This window comes from Streptomyces longhuiensis, assembly GCF_020616555.1.
Taxonomy (GTDB): domain Bacteria; phylum Actinomycetota; class Actinomycetes; order Streptomycetales; family Streptomycetaceae; genus Streptomyces; species Streptomyces longhuiensis.
In genome coordinates this window covers 3,896,931-3,910,011 of record NZ_CP085173.1, presented here as the reverse complement: position 1 = coordinate 3,910,011, position 13,081 = coordinate 3,896,931, and the positions used below count along the sequence as shown (strand labels likewise).

General features: G+C 70.9%; 27 protein-coding genes. 4 read left to right on the top strand and 23 right to left on the bottom strand.

Annotated elements, in window-relative coordinates:
* Nucleotides 1-91: 91 nt before the first annotated feature.
* The 10 genes from LGI35_RS18165 to LGI35_RS18120 form a co-directional block, all read right to left on the bottom strand.
* Nucleotides 92-901, bottom strand: a complete 810-nt coding sequence (locus tag LGI35_RS18165) for a hypothetical protein (RefSeq protein WP_227294856.1) — start codon at nt 899-901, stop codon at nt 92-94.
* Complete coding sequence (locus tag LGI35_RS18160) at nt 898-1,503, bottom strand: hypothetical protein (RefSeq protein ID WP_227294855.1); 606 nt, start codon at nt 1,501-1,503, stop codon at nt 898-900. The genes LGI35_RS18165 and LGI35_RS18160 overlap by 4 nt, the downstream gene beginning before the upstream one ends.
* A complete protein-coding gene (locus LGI35_RS18155) occupies nt 1,500-1,895 on the bottom strand; it encodes a hypothetical protein (RefSeq protein WP_227294854.1) in 396 nt (131 codons plus the stop codon). The genes LGI35_RS18160 and LGI35_RS18155 overlap by 4 nt, the downstream gene beginning before the upstream one ends.
* Before the next feature lie 173 nt (nt 1,896-2,068).
* On the bottom strand, nt 2,069-2,356 hold the full coding sequence (locus LGI35_RS18150) for a hypothetical protein (protein ID WP_227294853.1): 288 nt from the start codon (nt 2,354-2,356) through the stop codon (nt 2,069-2,071).
* Nucleotides 2,357-2,373: 17 nt separating this feature from the next.
* Nucleotides 2,374-2,574, bottom strand: coding sequence for a hypothetical protein (locus LGI35_RS18145; protein ID WP_227294852.1), 201 nt, complete (start codon nt 2,572-2,574; stop codon nt 2,374-2,376).
* A complete protein-coding gene (locus tag LGI35_RS18140) occupies nt 2,574-3,425 on the bottom strand; it encodes a protein transporter Sec31 (RefSeq protein ID WP_227294851.1) in 852 nt (283 codons plus the stop codon). The genes LGI35_RS18145 and LGI35_RS18140 overlap by 1 nt, the downstream gene beginning before the upstream one ends.
* Before the next feature lie 73 nt (nt 3,426-3,498).
* The gene (locus LGI35_RS18135) at nt 3,499-3,663 is read right to left on the bottom strand and encodes a hypothetical protein (RefSeq protein WP_227294850.1); all 165 of its coding nucleotides are present in this window, start codon (nt 3,661-3,663) and stop codon (nt 3,499-3,501) included.
* 50 nt (nt 3,664-3,713) lie between these two features.
* A complete protein-coding gene (locus LGI35_RS18130) occupies nt 3,714-4,817 on the bottom strand; it encodes a glycosyltransferase family 2 protein (protein ID WP_227294849.1) in 1,104 nt (367 codons plus the stop codon).
* The gene (locus LGI35_RS18125; RefSeq protein ID WP_227294848.1) at nt 4,817-5,026 is read right to left on the bottom strand and encodes a hypothetical protein; all 210 of its coding nucleotides are present in this window, start codon (nt 5,024-5,026) and stop codon (nt 4,817-4,819) included. Before LGI35_RS18125 ends, LGI35_RS18130 begins: the two co-directional genes overlap by 1 nt.
* A complete protein-coding gene (locus LGI35_RS18120) occupies nt 5,026-5,190 on the bottom strand; it encodes a hypothetical protein (protein WP_227294847.1) in 165 nt (54 codons plus the stop codon). The genes LGI35_RS18125 and LGI35_RS18120 overlap by 1 nt, the downstream gene beginning before the upstream one ends.
* 186 nt (nt 5,191-5,376) lie before the next feature.
* On the opposite strand from LGI35_RS18120, the gene LGI35_RS18115 reads away from it, so the two are divergent.
* The 4 genes from LGI35_RS18115 to LGI35_RS18100 all read left to right on the top strand — a co-directional run bounded on the left by LGI35_RS18115 (nt 5,377) and on the right by LGI35_RS18100 (nt 6,799).
* Complete coding sequence (locus LGI35_RS18115) at nt 5,377-5,652, top strand: helix-turn-helix domain-containing protein (protein WP_227294846.1); 276 nt, start codon at nt 5,377-5,379, stop codon at nt 5,650-5,652.
* Nucleotides 5,653-5,844: 192 nt separating this feature from the next.
* Nucleotides 5,845-6,126: a hypothetical protein gene (locus tag LGI35_RS18110; RefSeq protein ID WP_227294845.1), complete on the top strand. Its 282-nt coding sequence runs from the start codon at nt 5,845-5,847 to the stop codon at nt 6,124-6,126.
* 10 nt (nt 6,127-6,136) lie between these two features.
* Nucleotides 6,137-6,469, top strand: a complete 333-nt coding sequence (locus LGI35_RS18105; RefSeq protein ID WP_227294844.1) for a DUF6233 domain-containing protein — start codon at nt 6,137-6,139, stop codon at nt 6,467-6,469.
* Between the two features lie 117 nt (nt 6,470-6,586).
* Nucleotides 6,587-6,799, top strand: a complete 213-nt coding sequence (locus LGI35_RS18100; protein ID WP_227300355.1) for a hypothetical protein — start codon at nt 6,587-6,589, stop codon at nt 6,797-6,799.
* A 126-nt stretch (nt 6,800-6,925) separates the two neighbouring features.
* Here LGI35_RS18100 and LGI35_RS18095 read toward each other — a convergent pair whose 3' ends face one another.
* The 13 genes from LGI35_RS18095 to LGI35_RS18045 all read right to left on the bottom strand — a co-directional run bounded on the left by LGI35_RS18095 (nt 6,926) and on the right by LGI35_RS18045 (nt 12,996).
* Entirely contained in the window at nt 6,926-7,231 is a 306-nt protein-coding gene (locus tag LGI35_RS18095; protein ID WP_227294843.1) for a hypothetical protein, read from the bottom strand.
* 163 nt (nt 7,232-7,394) lie between these two features.
* Nucleotides 7,395-7,604, bottom strand: coding sequence for a hypothetical protein (locus LGI35_RS18090; protein ID WP_227294842.1), 210 nt, complete (start codon nt 7,602-7,604; stop codon nt 7,395-7,397).
* Between the two features lie 85 nt (nt 7,605-7,689).
* The gene (locus LGI35_RS18085) at nt 7,690-8,406 is read right to left on the bottom strand and encodes a hypothetical protein (RefSeq protein ID WP_227294841.1); all 717 of its coding nucleotides are present in this window, start codon (nt 8,404-8,406) and stop codon (nt 7,690-7,692) included.
* A 95-nt stretch (nt 8,407-8,501) separates the two neighbouring features.
* Nucleotides 8,502-8,636 carry a hypothetical protein gene (locus LGI35_RS46120; RefSeq protein WP_264484675.1) on the bottom strand — a complete coding sequence of 45 codons (135 nt, stop codon included), beginning with the start codon at nt 8,634-8,636 and terminating at the stop codon, nt 8,502-8,504.
* Nucleotides 8,636-9,415 carry a hypothetical protein gene (locus LGI35_RS18080; RefSeq protein WP_227294840.1) on the bottom strand — a complete coding sequence of 260 codons (780 nt, stop codon included), beginning with the start codon at nt 9,413-9,415 and terminating at the stop codon, nt 8,636-8,638. The genes LGI35_RS46120 and LGI35_RS18080 overlap by 1 nt, the downstream gene beginning before the upstream one ends.
* Nucleotides 9,412-9,762 carry a hypothetical protein gene (locus LGI35_RS18075; protein WP_227294839.1) on the bottom strand — a complete coding sequence of 117 codons (351 nt, stop codon included), beginning with the start codon at nt 9,760-9,762 and terminating at the stop codon, nt 9,412-9,414. The genes LGI35_RS18080 and LGI35_RS18075 overlap by 4 nt, the downstream gene beginning before the upstream one ends.
* The gene (locus LGI35_RS18070; protein ID WP_227294838.1) at nt 9,759-9,917 is read right to left on the bottom strand and encodes a hypothetical protein; all 159 of its coding nucleotides are present in this window, start codon (nt 9,915-9,917) and stop codon (nt 9,759-9,761) included. The genes LGI35_RS18075 and LGI35_RS18070 overlap by 4 nt, the downstream gene beginning before the upstream one ends.
* A complete protein-coding gene (locus LGI35_RS46115; protein ID WP_264484674.1) occupies nt 9,914-10,039 on the bottom strand; it encodes a hypothetical protein in 126 nt (41 codons plus the stop codon). The genes LGI35_RS18070 and LGI35_RS46115 overlap by 4 nt, the downstream gene beginning before the upstream one ends.
* Nucleotides 10,036-10,224 (bottom strand): hypothetical protein, encoded by a 189-nt coding sequence (locus tag LGI35_RS18065; protein ID WP_227294837.1) that lies wholly within the window; start codon nt 10,222-10,224, stop codon nt 10,036-10,038. The genes LGI35_RS46115 and LGI35_RS18065 overlap by 4 nt, the downstream gene beginning before the upstream one ends.
* Nucleotides 10,221-11,183 (bottom strand): hypothetical protein, encoded by a 963-nt coding sequence (locus tag LGI35_RS18060; protein WP_227294836.1) that lies wholly within the window; start codon nt 11,181-11,183, stop codon nt 10,221-10,223. Before LGI35_RS18060 ends, LGI35_RS18065 begins: the two co-directional genes overlap by 4 nt.
* Before the next feature lie 74 nt (nt 11,184-11,257).
* The gene (locus LGI35_RS18055; protein WP_227294835.1) at nt 11,258-11,857 is read right to left on the bottom strand and encodes a hypothetical protein; all 600 of its coding nucleotides are present in this window, start codon (nt 11,855-11,857) and stop codon (nt 11,258-11,260) included.
* Between the two features lie 78 nt (nt 11,858-11,935).
* Nucleotides 11,936-12,184, bottom strand: coding sequence for a hypothetical protein (locus LGI35_RS18050; RefSeq protein ID WP_227294834.1), 249 nt, complete (start codon nt 12,182-12,184; stop codon nt 11,936-11,938).
* Entirely contained in the window at nt 12,181-12,996 is an 816-nt protein-coding gene (locus tag LGI35_RS18045) for a hypothetical protein (protein WP_227294833.1), read from the bottom strand. Before LGI35_RS18045 ends, LGI35_RS18050 begins: the two co-directional genes overlap by 4 nt.
* Nucleotides 12,997-13,081: the final 85 nt, after the last annotated feature.

Sequence of the window (13,081 nt, the reverse complement as noted above, 5' to 3'; positions counted from 1 at the left end):
GTGGCGGGGCTTCATGCCGGACGCTATCCGGCGCGCAGACTCCAGTGTGTCAGCGGCCATCCTTCGGCGCGCCCGGAACCGGGCTCTCTGCCTAGTGGCCCCGAACTCTGTAGCGGCGGTGGGTGTCCGCGAGGTCGTACACGGTCAGCCCGTCAGCGGTGCGCACTACACGCAACCCCTCTCCGGGCCTCCCCTCTCCGCTGTCGTCGTCGTTGTCGTCGGCAAGCTGACCTGCACCGACGACACCCGAGAGGGGGGTGATGGGGGGAGGGGGCGGGCACTCGTCCCAGCGCAGCCCGGCCGACGCCGACCGGCCCTGCATCCGCACGTCCTTCACCGGCCAGCCCATGCGGGCGGCTGCTGCGCGCACCGCGTCCGTGGTGTCGTGGAGGTGCTCGGCGAGCGGCACGAGCTGCGCATTGGGAGTGCCGACATCACGTACCGCGGCGATCAGTGCGACGGGGGAGATAGGCGGATGCCCGGGCGGCGCCTGTTGGGCGGCGGGGGCCTGGTCCCCCTCGTCGGCCGGCGCGTCCTGCTCGGCCTCGAGGCGCGGTTTGGGTTTCCAGTCGGGGTGGCCGCACCGGTACCCGCCGATGACCCAGGCGAGGGCCACGCCCCACATGAGCCACGGGCGGCCGCCGTTGGCGACCGTGAGGTACAGGCCCGTCGCGATCGCTGCGAGGATCTTGCGGAGGATCCAGGCAACAGCGAGGAGCACGCCGAGGCGCAACAGCCAGGCGACGCCGGACGCTTCGGCCAGCCAGTCCCGGCCGCGGTTCCAGATGCGGCAGCCCTTGTCGAGGGCGCGGGCTGCGAGGTGGGTGGCCAGACGTACAGACCCGGTGGACAGGCGTTGCCCGGCCCGCCGGATCCACTGCACCGTCGTGGGCGCCCTCATGCGAGGCTCCCGTGGGCGACCGCGTCCAGGATCATGCGCGCCGCACCGTTCGTGCTGCTGACGACCGATGCGGCGACCCAGGCCGCTGTCCCGGTGGTGATGCACAGGAGCGAGCTGGTGAACGCGCCCTTCCACCACTTGCCGCGCACCGCCTTGGGGAGCACCTTGCGCAGCAGGAACAGGGTGACGAACAACGCGGTCACGAGGACCGCGCCGAACCCGTCGACCTGCGGCGCGCCACCCTGCCCGAGGGCCGCGCCCTGCTGACCGGTGAGCCAGCTCATGGCCATTCCGCCGATACCGTTCCCGGCCCACCGGAACACCTGAGAGACGGTGCCCAGCAGCCCGGCCGGGCAGGCGACCATGAGAATGCCGCACGTCATCCCGAACCAGAACGGGATCATCGCCTTCGGGTCGAGGCTCTTTGCGGCCGGTGCGGGTGCGCCTCCCTTGCCCTTGCCTCCGACGGCTGCGCCGCCGCTGCCTCGGTACCAGCGCCAGTGCTCAGCACCGAACAAGGCGAGGCCGAGGGCGAATCCGGCGGTGGTGACGCCGACAGCGGTGAACTGGTCGACGCCTGCGGCCAGGGTGAGGGGGCTCATGCGCGGACTCCGGTCAGGATGTAGACGAGCGTGGTGACGGGCAGGGCGAGCGCGGTTCCGATCGCGGCGGCCCACAGGGCGCAGCGCGCGGCGGCGGCGCGGAGCTTCGGGCCCCAGAGGTCGGGGTGAGCTCCGGTGGCCTCGGCCCGCTTCGCGTTGTCGACGAACGCGAGGACGGTCAGCGGGACGAGCGCGATGACCCAGGCGCCGGCGAGGGACTCCTCCTCGCGCACGGTGGTGAGGAGAGCGGCCCACGGTCCGGCGAGTGTGAGCGACAGCGTGGCGAGCGCCGCGTTGTAGCCGAGGCGGATTCGCTGCCACCAGCGCGGACCGGGATCCGGATCGGGTGCGGACAGCTCTCCGTCCTGGTCAAAGGTGACGGTGACGTGCACGTCGACCGGTACAGGCGGAGGCGGTCCGGACGGTCCGGATCCGGTCCGCCACCAGTCCGGAGGCCCGGCGGGTGGGGTCGGAGGTGCGGGCGGCGGAGGAGGGATGGGAGCGGGCAGGGGCTGCCCGGCCGGGATGATGCGGGTCGGGGTGATCGGGTGGCGCGGCGGTGTGGTCACAGGGCCACCCCTGTGCAGGTGAGGGCGAGGCAGGCGGTGGCGGCCCATGCGGTGCCGATCCAGACGCGGCCGTCGTCGTAGGCGTGCAGTGCGGCGAGGAGGGAGCCGACGGCAACGGCGACGCCGAGAGGGGGGAACAGGACCATGGTCAGGACGAGGGCCAGGGGCAGGCTGAGGGTGACTCCGAGCCCCGCGGCGACGGCGAGTGGCCAGCCGCGCCCGCGCAGCAGCCACGCGGTGGCGACCCCGGGCACAAGTCCGGCCAGGCAGAGAGCGATCAGCATGGGGCTCGGCTTTCAGGTCAGGGGGTGAGGGCGGCGGCGAGCTGGTGGAGACAGGCGAGGAGGAAGCAGCCGGCAGCGACGCCGAGCGTGAGGACCCGGACGGCAGGCAGTAGCCAGTGCGGTTCACGGCCGGTCAGGGTGGCGACGGCCAGGCCCGCGGCCAGGCCGACGACGGCGATGCAGATGAGGGCGAGGACCAGACCGCCGGCGGCAGTCATCACGCCCCCACCCGGAGGGCGCGGAGGTACCGCTCGACGGTGTCCGGCGAGGCAGGCTTACCCATGGCCTTGCCGACGTAGCGGCGGACGGCGTCCGGTTCGCGGATGTCGGCGTCCCAGGCGATCCGGACTGCGTCCTTCATGGTCAGCGCGCCGGGGTGGATCGGGAGGACGTTGTGATTCGGCTCGTCTTCCTCGTCGTCCGGACGCTCCGGATTGGCGGATCCGCCGTCCGCTTCGAGGGCGCGGCGCTCGGCATCACGGAGCGCCCGGGACCTGTTGACGCGACGGTCCACGGGGATCCGGGCCAGCTCGGCGCCGGCCTCGCTGAGTTCCTGCTCCAGGAACGCGGCGGTGCGCGGGTCGAGGGGAACAGACTGGTAGGCGAGGAGGATCGTCCACGTGCCCTTGGCGAGTCCGGAGACGACCGCGCCGACAATGCCGATGGCCGGGTCGCCGAAGAGCCAGCCGTGTGCGCCGACGGCTCCCATCGCGACGGCGAGGGCGACGTATCCGCCGAAGCGTGCTGCGCGGGCGCGGACGGGGGTGTAGCGGGCCAGCCACTCAATGATCATGAGGGCGATCCAGGCCAGATCGAACACGGTGGCCGCGCCGTACGCGGCGGGCTCGACGACGACTCGGGCGAGGAGATCGCCGATGGACACGGTCGACCACACCACGCACGCGAGGACGAGCGCGGTGACGATGGCGGTCACCGTGTTGAGGGCGACCTGATCCCAGTCGCGGGGCGGGAGCGGGACCTCGATCACCTCGTCGTCGGGGACCATGCGGGTCTTGCCGTCGACGGTGTGCGGGACGAGGCGCTCGCGGGTGATGCGGCGGGTCTTCACGGAGCTGCTCCAGGAAGCGAAGGAGGCCGGGCCCGGCGTGGGGGACGTCCGGGCCCGGCCGGATAGTGGGGCGTCAGCCGCGGCTACGGCGGCGCGGGGCGAGCTTCCACAGGGACAGACCGGCCGCGATGAGGGTGGTGCACGCGACTGCGATGGCGAGGGTGTTGAACCCGGTGGCGGCGAGGGCTCCGGCTGCTCCGGCTCCGCCGATCTGTCCGCCGACGATGGCTCCGTACATGGGTGTTGATCTCCTGGTTCTTCTGGTGGATGGGTTGTGGTGGGCGCCGGTCAGGTGGCGATCCACCGCTCCTCGCGTCTGAGGGCGAGGTCTGTGAGGGCACGGAAGTACACGGCGTGCTGGAACAGGTCGTAGGCCAGCTCGACGACGAGCACGCTTGCGAGGAGGCGGGCGCGCCATCCCGCGCGCCACACGGAGACGACCTTCTCGACGACGAAGACGGCGCCGATCGCAGTCCAGAATGGGTTCACGCCGAGCGCGCCGACGTAGACGAGCTGGAGGGCCACGAACGTCAGGTAGAGGCCGAACGCCAACGCGCCGGCGCCCATCATGAGTTGCTTGCCGAAGTACGGGGCGGTGACCTTCGTCAGGCCGTAGTCCCGCAGGTTCTCCAGGGCGCCGCGCTGCCACCTGAGCCGCTGGTTCCACAGGGCGGGCAGCGTGGTCATGACCTCGGTGGTGACGGTGCACGCGGCCGGGGACATGGTGCGGTACCCCAAGGTCTTGACGGCCTTGGTGATCTCGTCGTCCTCGGTGAGCGAGGCGAGCGAGTAGTACGAGGTGCCGCCGCCGAGCCGCCCCGCGATGCGCGCAGCTTTGATCTCGCGCAGCACCCGCACCCGGAAGAGCGATGCGGTGCCGGTGAGGACGACGGCGCGATTTCCGCTCCGTGCGATCTCCCACGCGTACCGCTGGTACTCCATGCGCTGAAGCTGACCGAGCAGACCGCCGCCAGGCTCGCCGTAGAACACCCCACCAACCGCACCGACCTTGCGGCGCATCGCGGCCGCTGCGTGCTCGACGAAGCCGGGCACGAGGACGGTGTCGGCGTCCTGAATGAGGATGAGGTCCTGGTCGTCGAACTCGTCGAGCACCTCGTCGAGCGCGGTGTTGAGCGCGCCGGCCTTCTTGCCTTTGACGCCGTGGAGGTCGAGGACCGCAGACCCTGCGTCGCGTGCGGTGCGGGCGGTGGCGTAGTCGTCGGTGCAGTTGTTCGTCACCGTGACGATCTCGTCCGGGACGCGGGTCTGCGCCTGGAGCCCGGCGACGGCGGCGGCGATCCGCTCGCCCTCGTTGCGGGCGGGGATGAGCGCGATGATCCGCGGCACGCGCGGACGGACCAGGGTGATGGTGGTCTCGGTCGCCGTGCTCATCAGTCGTTCCAGTCGGTGACGCGGTCGCCACCGCGGCGCTCGCTGGCACGGTCGCGGTCTTCCCAGGCCTGGCCCTCGGCGGCGGTGCCGGGGATGCTGCGGCGGTGGCCTTCGCGACGTCCACGGGCGGCCTTGGCGGTGGCGGACTCGCGGCCTTCGTACTTGGTGGCGGCGGTCTCGGCGTCCGAGCGCCGGCTGAAGATGCCCATCAGGCGTTGCTCCCGTCGGTCCAGCCGAGGCGCGCCCGGACGTCGGCGGCGTCGGCGTAGTCCTGCTGGCATGCCTCGACGGTGGCGGGCTCGTCGGTGATCTGGTTGCCGGTGGCCTGCCGTAGGGCTTCGTCGGCCTGGTTCGGGTGGGTACCGTGGTCCACGGACCTGCTCCTTCGATCGCTTCGGGGTGGGTCCGCCCCCGGCCCATATGGAGCGGCAACTCCGGACCGGGGGCTTTGTGCTTAGTAGCTCGGGCTACTTCCTGGACTGTACGGGGCCCCGTACACTCTGGGCAAGCGGCCCGCCCGAAGAATGTGAGGCCGGGTGTGACCGAGGAGGCTCAGCGCGTGATCGACGCCATGGACGCAGTCGAGGCGATGCCCGACCCGGTGGAACGCGCCAGGGCGATCGGCGAGGTGATGGCCGATCAGGCGGATCGTGGGAAGCGGTGGCGGGAGATGCGCCGGACGCTTGTGCTGGAGATGCGGGCGCAGGAGCCGCCGGTGTCGTATCGGAAGATCGCTGCGGCGTTGGGGATCGGGCTCGCTACGGTTCAGGACATCGAGCGGGGCTACACGGGGTCGGGCAAGGATCGGCCCCGTGCGAAGTCCGGGGAGGCTTAGCGGTCGTGGCGTGTGTGCGCCATGCGTTCACACGCCACGCCGTTCTGTTCCGTGCTGGCCGAGGTCTGCGTACGTTCGTGGCGTGAGTGCGGGCGGGTGCAGCTGCGAGCGGCTCGCCCGCACTCCACGACTGAGAGCCCCTGCCTCGCGGGTCGAGGTAGGGGCTTCGTCGTATCTGCTTAAGATCCGCTCGTGGCGACCTTCGATGAACTGGTTGAGAGACAGCAGGCGGCGAACGCTGCGCACCGCGAGGTCCTGCGCCTGCGCGACGAGTACGGCCCGCCCACCGCAGGGGGCTGGGCTGAAACGCAGACGGCGACGTACGAGACGGCATGGCGCGCCTGGCGGGACCTGGCCCGGGACACGCAGGCCGCGGTCACCGAGCATGCGAAGGAGCAGGGCCTCGCTCGGCATCAGGTGGAGGCCGATGTGAAGGCGAAGGCGCGGGCTGGCGAGTCGGCCCCGGAGTCATAGACTCGAACATGTGAACGACTTGCCGCCGGATCTTCCCCGCCTCCGCACGCTGGAGACCTGGCTCGCCATGAGCCTCGAAGTCGTCCGGCGCAAGATCGCCGACGTTGAGCGGCGCGAAGCCGAGCAGCAGTACGGCCAGGAGCACCGGCCGCCTCTCCCGGACTGGCTCATCGAGATGGGCCTCGGCGGACGCGACCCCGTATACGTCCACGTCGGCGGCTGCCACATGGCGGGCAAGCGCAGCCGGGGCGTCGAACGGGACCAGGCGCTGCGGGCCGTGACCGAGGGCATCGACGCGTGCCCCCACTGTCGGCCCGACACCGAGCTCGGCGTACTCGACTAGGCGGAGCCCGCCCGGCTGGAAGAGGCGCGAACGCTCCGGGCGGGTCTCACTCCGATCGTGGCGCGACCGCACTGGCTGCCGCATGCGTGGCTCGGCCGTTCGGGTGACCATGGAGCTATGGCGGTGGCGCCGATAGTCGTGCACCCGCCGCTCGGCACGGGCGGCCGGCGGGTGACGGCACGCGGCCAGATCCTCGGCCTCGCCTACTCGGATGGGGACGTGATCGAGTTCCTGCGGCGAGCGGGCCTGCCGGATGCGGAGGAGCTACTCGACAATCCGTCGTGGGTGAAGTGGCGCGGGGGCCACGCACACCACTATGAGGCGGCCTAGGTGGATTGCGGAGACCCGATCCACTCGGCTGCGGGCGCACACGGGGAGACGACACCCGGTGTGCGCCCCCGCCTTGCACGCGGTGACTACTCATACGAAGCGGCTTAGGACGACACGTGTCTGCGCCTACTCGGGGTCGTCGACTGCCCGCAGGTGCCGTTGGCTGCGCTGCCACTCGGTGAACTTGGCGACGATCTCCTCATGGGTCAGCTTGTCGTTCTCCGGACTGCGGCGGACGACTGCGACGCTCCGGTGCCCGCTCTCGTCCTCATGCGTCACGAGTCGCGCCTCGGAGCCGGCGCCCCGCCGGCTGATCAGTTCCTCGTCCGTCATCGCGTCCACTTCCGGACTGCGCTTGATGGCGACGATGCGGCGCTCGTCCTCGGTCGGCCAGTATTCGATGACGCGGACTTCGTCGTTGTGCGTCGACATGGTGGCTCCTTCCGGCTGCGCGAACGTTCAGGCTGCGCCCCCGCTCGGGCGTGGTCAAGACCGTCTTCTCACCTGACGGTTGAGGGACTACCGTCGTAGAGCCCTCGGAGGCATAGAAGGCCCGTCGGTCGTAGGGGTACGGTCCCGGCGGGCCTTCTGCTGCTCACTGCACGGGCGGATGCTCGGTGTAGTCGTACGCGTACTCGTCGACCGGAAGAGCTGCCACGAAGCGCTGGGAGCGCCGATAGACGGCGAAGGCTCCGGGCTCGTGTTCCGTAAGGATCTTGACCTCGTAGCCGAGGGCGTCCGTGATGAGACGTTCACCTTCGAGGCCGTCGAACGGGCCGCCGCGGAACTTGGTGCGCAAAAGCATGGCGCGGAACCTCAATTCTTTCTTCCTAGGCCCCGCGCCTGCTCACTATTCTGCCGCACGGCGCTGACACTTGCCGCGGCATCTCTCACGCTGCGACGACCCCGGCCTCCGTCCAGATCCGCCCGCACCCCACGCAGTGCGCGACGGGCGGCCGGCCCTCACCGCCGTGCATGTCGATCTCCCCACCGCACGCGCACCGTTGGGCCAGCGTCCGCCTCTGCGCAGCGATGTCGAGAGCCCGCTCCACGCGCCCGGCCGCCCCCGCGGCGGTCGCCCCGACCAGAGCGGCCTCCTGTTCCGTCAGCGCGCGGAACGGCCCCGGCCGTGCCTCGACACGGGCGAGGAGCCACAGCGCGGTGTACGGGGCCGGGCGGCGGCGGCCGGTCCACCGCCAGCGGCGCGGGTCGGCTGCGTCGGCGCGTGCCAGCTGGTTGCGGCGCTCCTTGTCTGCGGCAGGCCAAGAGCTGGGCGCGAGCGGCATGGGCGTGCGCTGGACGGCGGCGGCGATCTGGTCTGCGGTGCCGTGGAGGGCGGCTTCGATGGCGCGCATGGTGTCGAGGATGTGGAGGCGTACGGGGACGGGCCGGTCTCCGAGCTGGATCGGGTCCCGCTCGAGGCTGCGGCGGTGCGCGGCCTGGTGACGCTCGTACTCGGCTTGTTCTGCGTCGAGTTCGTCGAGGCGGGCGAGGTAGCCGCGGAGGCCGAGGCCGAACGCGCCGACGGTGACGGGTTGGCCAGCGGCGTCGTGGAGGTCTTCCCAGTGGAGGGCGATGGTGCGGAGGTGTGTGGCGGTGGTGGTCATCGTGGGCTCCTGTGGTGCGTGGGGCGGTACGGTGAGTCCACCGGTGGGGGCGTGCCTGGCCTGGGGAGGTCGAGAGGCGCGCCCCTTCGTGCTGTTCAGCGTCGGCGGTTGTGCCCCCGGTCGAAGGTGCGGTTCACATAGGCCAGGTAGCGGGCGAACAGGTTCACTGCCCACGGGAAGGCCAGGACTGTGACGACGAACAGGGCCGCGATCGTGAGCGGGACGGGCATCATCGGTTCCTCGCGATCTCACAGCGTCCCGTCTCGGTGTGCATCTCGGCGCACTCCGGGCCGCACCGACGGAGCAGTTCGGCGGTGTACGCCTGCATCCATGCGTACTTGGCAGTGGTCGTGTGGCCGTCCCACCGAGCGCGCGGGTCATCGGCTGGCACATGCTCGATACCGGCGACTAGATCGGCGTCGCGTGGGCTGACGTGCCATGAGGCCTGGTGGCCACCGATGTTGAGGTACGCGATCTGCCAGCCGGGTTCGTCGATGTCTGTGGCGGGGGCGACGATGGCTCCCGGGGTCAGTGCGGCGAGGAGGGCGGTGTGGCTCGTGCGCTCGCGGTACGCGCCGTCACGTTCTCTGGTGAGGCGCTCGACGTCTTCCTCGGCGCTCTGGTGCATAGCGCGCATGAACCGGCCGTGCGGGATGACCACGCCGAGGACGCCGGTGATGATCTCGGCCAGGAGCTCCTCGTGCTCGTCGGTGCGGTTGTGCTCGGGGTACTCCAGGAGCATGGGCTCGATGGCTGCGCGGAGTCGGGCCCGGAGCGTGGACGCGGTGTGAGCGGGCTCGATAGCTTCGGTGGCTGCTGAGTCAGGTCCGGTGGCCGCGCGGATCCGCGCGGCTGTTTCGTAGCGGCTGGCGGCCCACGGTGCTCCGCTGTGGATGGCGGCGGCAACGTGGTGGACGCGGACGAGGGCGGCCTCGGCCCGTTCGGCGTGCGCGTACAAGGCGTCGAGTTGGTCGCTGGTCAGCTCGTCCAGCGGGATGCGGTGAGTCATGCGGCGCTGCTCCTCTTCGGGTTGCTGACCGGCGCGAGGTGGCGCAGGCAGTCGATGTCGTGTGCGTTGCCGGCGGCGTGCTCGGACAGGTCGCAGCACGGGATGACGGTGTAGACGATCGGGTCGATGGGGAGGCCTCGGGCTGCGCGTTCGGCGAGCCTGGCGCGGGCTCTGCGAATGCGGTGGTGTCGGTGGTGGGCGCGGGCGCACCAGACGAGGAACAGGGCGACGTACGCGCACGCTGCGGCGGCCCACAGGCTGTACGTCCAGCCGAGGTAGACGGCGCCGGCCGTGGAGGCGAGAGCGAGTGCGTCACAGGTTCGGGCGATGCGCTGGTCGGGTGTCACAGGTACCTCCCGGTGAGGGGGATGTCGTCGATGCGGGCGTCGTAGGGGAGTCCTTGGCCGCGGAGGTCGGCGGGGATGGGGTCGGGCTCGTCGTCTTCGAACTCGTCGTCGTCCCAGTCGGGTTCGCAGCCGAGGGCGAGCTGTTCGGCGGTCATGGCTTGGCCGTGCGGCGCGGACGGACGTGGTGGAGGAGGGTGCGCCCTGCCCACCGGATGGTGAGCAGGAGCGCGGAGGCGAACGGGCCGAGCACCAGGCCCAACGCGAGGCCGGTGATCATGCGGCTTCCTCGTACTCGGCCGCAGGCTGCTCGGCACGGCGGCCGGTGCCGATGCGGGCCCACAGTCCGGTGACGGCTCCGGCGAGGGCGACGATGACGGAGGCGACGAGGATGCCGGCGACTGCGGACCATGCGAGCGAGGCGTAGAGGACGAGTTGTGCGGTGGTGATGAGGTCGTGGATCACGGCTGTTGCTCCTCGTCGGTCACGCCGCGGTGCCAGGCGCGGGAGTCGCCACAGGTGGCGCAGAGTCCCGGTGCGCGGGGTGCGTCTGGCACGAATGCGTGGGCCTGCTGCGACTCGTCGGCCATGAGGGCAGTGGTGATCAGCCCCCGGTACTCAAGGGCGCTTCGATCGACGACGGCCTCCGTCTCAAGCACCGCACGAACGCGCTCGATCGTGTCGGTCTTCCGGCGCAGCGCTGCGCACGCCTGCTCGTAGGCCCATGCGGTCGGGTAGGGCTGCCGGTCGTGGGCGATGGCGAGATCACGCTCGCGGCGGAGTTCGGCGTGCTCGGCGTCTGCAACGGCCATGACGGCGGCGATCATGTGTTGCCCGTCATCAAGTACCCATCCGTCGGTCTCACGGATCGCGGCGGCGTACCGCTCGCGGCGCACGGTCTGGCTGGCGGGCGCAGACGGCGCGGCGGCGGCCTCTGCGCGGGCGCGGCGGAGCATCTCGTCGAGCATGCCTGCGGTGCCGGGGTAGCCCTTGGCGAGGATGGTGTTGCGGAGCAGCTCGGTGGGGAACTCGGTCTCGCAGGTGGCGCCGCAGTACGTGTGGTCGCCGTGGGCGTGCGCGCGTTCGGTCTCCTCGCGATCGGCGCGCTCCTCGTCGGTCTCGGCCGGGTCGGGCGCAGGCGGCGGGCCAGCGGGGAGGACGTGCTTCGCGCAGTACAGGGCGGCGGCGAGGGTGAGTTCGGAGATCAGGTCGTCGGCTCCGCCGCGGCCGATCAGGCGGACGGGGACGGTGCGCAGCTTCTCGGCGACGAGCGCGGCGAGCGGGGCGAGCTCGGCGAGGAGCTCGGCCTCGGTGCGAGGGGTGTAGCCGAGGCACTGGAAGGGGCGCCCGTACACCTCGTACACGTGCTCGTCGTGCCGGTCGTTGCGGCGGCATGGACTGAGCGGCGGGCGGTCGGTGGGCATCTTGGCTCCGGGGTGTCGTGTGGTGGACTGGTCGGGCCGGCCGCCGCAGGTTCGGGCCGCGGCGGCCGGCGCTCTCAGACGTGGCGGAACGTCAGCTCGGCGAGCTGCGCGCGGGCGTCGGCGATCGTGGTGCTGCCCATCGCGAGGTCATAGATCAGGCCGACGGCGTGGTGCTCGTCGCCATCAGTGGCGTCGCGCAGCTGGGAGGCGATCGAGCTGATCAGGTTGAACGCCTCGCTGTCGTCGCTGTACTCGCTGCCGTCGAGCGCGGTATCGATCGCGTGGCCGACACCCTCAACGAGCGCGGTACGCATCTCCTCGGGCATGTCCGGCTCGAACGCGAAGTGCATGCGGGCGATCGGGCGGCCAGCGTCGACGGTGATCTCGTGCTCGGTGGACGGGGCGAGTCCATCTGCGCCGAGCTGGACAGCCCACGCGGACACGTTGGCCGCGTCGTTGATCAGGTCGTGGATCTTCCGCTGTGCCTCGTCGAACTCGTCGCGGGTGAGGTCGCCCCACGTGTGGAGTCCAGGGCCGGGCTCGTCGGTGGGCGGGCAAGGCTGATCGCTCATCTGCTCACCAACGCCCATGTAGTCGGGATCCCACGAGCAGCCGGCGTGCTGACGGGCGGCTTCGTGGCGGAGGTCGGCGTCGGTGTACGGGCGGTCGGTCATCGTGATCTCCGTTGTGACGGTGTCTGGTTGGGCCATGGGTTGTGCGCGAGGCCGGCCTTAACCGGATGAGCGCGCGTGTCAGGCGGCGTCTTTGTGGCTCTCGGTTTCGACGAGTTGGAGGTGTCGGCGTTCGTCGGCGCGGGTTTCTTCGTCCCAGACCCAGTCGGTGATGGCTTCGAGGAGGTCGGCGCAGTGCTGGGCTTGCTGGATGGCGGTCCAGGTGGTGCCGGGGCATGTGGGGCGTTCTGCGGGGCGTGGGGGGAGTGCGTGCCCGAAGGTGCCGGTGGGGATCTCCTCGGCTGTGAGGCGCTCGTGTGGCGTCGTCATGAGGCGCTCCGGTGTTCGGCGGTGACGGGTGGGCAGTTGGGGTGTGTGGTGCGGCCGTGCCTCGGGAGCATCGGGCGGTTGCAGCGGGCGCAGCGGACGAAGTCGGCGGGCTCGTCGTCGTGGGGGTTTTGGTCTTGGGGGGCGATCTCTGTTGTTCCGGTCGCCCCAACTACCTGAGGTTGGAAGACCACCCCGGCCGCCTCATGGGAGATCTCATGGGTACTACCTGGGTTATTCGGGGGGCGGTCCCCCGAACCAATCGGGGGGTGGTCCCCCGAACTCATACGGGGGGCGGTCCCCTGAACTTCTTTCTCCGTACCGCCGGTAAGTTCCGGGGCCGGTCCCCCGAACTTCGACTCCTCGGGTTCGGGGGACCGCCCCCCGTTCTTCTCCGTCCAGGGACCCGGCTTGCGTCCCGGCCGCTCCCGCTTCGTCGCGTCGAGGTAGGCCTCCGCGGCATCCCAGTTCGGCCACGGCGTCACCGCGAGCGTGTAGAGCGTCGCCTTGCCCCTCTTGCGCTCACCCTTGGTGCCAACGACACCGGCGCGGATGGCGGCCTCGAGGTAGCGCCTGGTGTCCTTCTCGTCGGCGCCGGCGGCCTTGGCGATGTCCTGGATGCGGATGGCCTTGTGGTCGCTGTGGAACTTCAGCTCGCCGTTGGCGTTGGCCATGGAGCGCAGGGCGTAGAGCAGCGTGAGGAAGCCGCGGCGCAGGGCTGTGGGCATCTGGCGTGACCACTTCCATGCGAGGGCGTTGCCGTACGCGTGCGGGACGCTGCCGCTCGCGGGGGTGGCCTGCTCCTCTGTGCTCAACTCGCTCTTCTCTCAGTGATGTTGCGGAACCGTTGCGGCAAGATCCCTGGCCCGGGGCGGCCGGCGTGGGCTACCCCGGGCGGGT